The organism is Candidatus Obscuribacterales bacterium, assembly GCA_036703605.1.
GTDB lineage: Bacteria > Cyanobacteriota > Cyanobacteriia > RECH01 > RECH01 > RECH01.
This window is the reverse complement of record DATNRH010000057.1, coordinates 1-1,883: the sequence shown is the minus strand read 5'-3', so window position 1 is coordinate 1,883 and position 1,883 is coordinate 1. Positions and strand designations below refer to the sequence as shown.

General features: G+C 52.0%; 2 protein-coding genes. Both read right to left on the bottom strand.

Annotated elements, in window-relative coordinates; genetic code table 11:
- Positions 1 to 457: 457 nt before the first annotated feature.
- Positions 458 to 1,486, bottom strand: a complete 1,029-nt coding sequence (locus V6D20_01295) for an NAD-dependent epimerase/dehydratase family protein (GenBank protein ID HEY9814433.1) — start codon at positions 1,484 to 1,486, stop codon at positions 458 to 460.
- 135 nt (positions 1,487 to 1,621) lie between these two features.
- A partial coding sequence (locus V6D20_01290; protein HEY9814432.1) for a LysE family transporter occupies positions 1,622 to 1,883 on the bottom strand: 262 nt, incomplete at its 5' end.

The window sequence follows — 1,883 nt, the reverse complement described above, 5'->3', positions numbered from 1 at the left end:
GAATCTGTCAGCGTTGGGAGAAACCGCTTTGTATCGCTGGTGATCCGGCAGCAAGATGCTAAATATGCCTGGGCATCTTATCCTCACGATCGTTTTCCAAATATCGCTGTATTGATGGCTTTGGTAGAACAGATGCGATCGCCCATCCCAAAACCCCAATTGTGACCGCCAGCTACAGAATGCTCGTTGCCATACCCCACTAATGTGTGCTGGTCAGTCAAAGGGTAACCCTTAATTATTAATTGATCAGTTGTTCGTTGCCCACGATCCGCTTCAGTATCTTGTCCCCCAATAATTGCCGTAATGGTTAAGCGGTTGCGGCAGCATCAGCTTGTAATGCCCCATAACCTTGGTCTGCGAAATGATCACTGGTGGGGGTTTCTGCGGGAGCAATTGGTTGAGAGCCCCCGCAGAAATCCCTACTTTCGATTCGAGAAAATTAAATTGGAATTGAGTATCAATTCTCCGCCAGGGCTAGCTTCAGATCATCGGCTAGCAGAAACGCTGCTCCAGCAGATTGAGCCACATTGGCGGGGGGATGGGCTAGTTCCCATTGCAAGGTGCGGGTCAAAGCGGCAGTAAGATCCACGGGTTCACGGTAGTCTAACTCCCGACGAATGCGGGTTGAATCCATCACCCAGTCTTGCTGTAAATTAAAGGGCAGTCGCGCGGTGGCGGGCAACTGTTCCTGCTCCACAAGGTTGATTGTCCCTAGCCAGCGGGCCAGGTTGCCCAGCAAAGTCAGGCGCTCTAACTCGCTCATGGGGTTCGGTTCGGCCACATTGTACACGCAGGTGTTGACCGCCCGATGTTGTACCGCCAGCGCGATCGCCCAAGCCACATTTTCCACATAGCCATAGCTACAACGCCAGTGGGCCAGTTCCTTCATCATGGAGAGAGTAGATCGCCCCTGCTGCATCCGATGCAAGGCCGCATAGAACCGATGCAGCGGATCGCCAGGACCATACACCATCGGCAACCGCAGAATCGTTGTGGCAATATCGGGACAGTTCAGATAGGTTTTCTCCACCCGAATTTTGTCGTAATCGGCAGGGACTCCAAGAGGGCGAATAGCGGCCTTTTGGTAGGGATAGAGGTGCTGCCTTAACGGTGCATTTTCCGTAAGGGGCGTTGGGTCTAGCACGCCAGTTTCCATCCCCCAGACGATGTCGCGAGCACGATACACATCCTGGCTGCTGATGGCCACGATGCGAACAGCCATCCCCCTTACCGTATCTATCACCGTCTCAGCATCCTGCTGCGTATAGGGAATCATATCAAGCACCACCTCTGGCCCAAACTGCTCGATTTGCGAGCGATACTGCCGCAGGTCGTGTCGATTTCCCAGCAGATGGTTCACCGCCGAGGGCAATTCTGCCTGGGTCTGCCCTCGATGAAAGACCATAACCTCATGGCCAGCTTCAAACAAATAGCGAATCACCGGGGGACCAATAAAATGGGTTCCGCCAATAATCAAAATCTTCATGGGTTCTCCTCCAAAAAGTGAGTCGATGTTTGACAATGTTGTGACATTCATGGGGGCAAAATAGACGAATGTTTCGGTAAAGTTGACAGATTTTACGAGGTAAGTTTGGTTGAGTCGCCTAACTGCGGCAAGGGTCTATTGAGATTGAAATTTACTTCTGAGGAGGTGTAATCCCAGCCCGATATAAACTCCGCCGCTAACCCGCTGGAGCCAAGTGGAACATTGGCGATTGCCCTGAATGGCATGGGTCGCGATCGCCGCAGAACCCGCCAACATCAAACACCAGATCGTGCCGCCTATAGCGAACAAAATCCCTAGCAATAAGAAGGGAAGTGCGCCTAATCCAGTGTTGGGATTAACAAATTGCGGCAGAAAAGCCAGAAAAAAGAGCGCAATC

What these genes read in the sequence shown, in the direction of transcription:
- V6D20_01295 (HEY9814433.1), bottom strand. Translation starts at nt 1,486, where the DNA reads ATGAAGATTTTGATTATTGGCGGAACCCATTTTATTGGTCCCCCGGTG.